This is a genomic window from Bartonella sp. MR168JLCBS (assembly GCF_042194175.1).
In genome coordinates, this window is the sequence record NZ_JBHIMP010000370.1 from 421 (window position 1) to 712 (window position 292).

General features: G+C 46.6%; 1 protein-coding gene. It reads left to right on the plus strand.

Going from position 1 to position 292, the window contains the following annotated elements; all coding sequences use genetic code 11:
* Positions 1-292: GcrA family cell cycle regulator (locus ACFIK8_RS11460; protein WP_375669499.1), on the plus strand; the 292-nt coding region annotated here is incomplete at both ends.

A 292-nucleotide genomic window follows, 5' to 3' on the forward strand; every position in this document is an offset into this window, starting at 1 on the left:
CGTGGACAAAAGACAGTTGTAGGTGTCAGTTCATCGGCTCCGCGGATGCGTCGCACACCATCGACGATATTCCCAACGAATGCTGCTTCTTGCAGTGTTGGGGCGACAGCTTTAAAGATGGATGTTGTAACGGAGGATGTGGCAGAAGTTGACATGTCCGCAAAATCAAATGTGGTTGTGCCTATTTCCCGCCAGCTTAATCTTTTGCAATTGAGCGAAAATACATGTAGATGGCCAGTTGGCGATCCTTTATCATCAGATTTTCATTTTTGTGGTGCCGATTCTGGTGAAA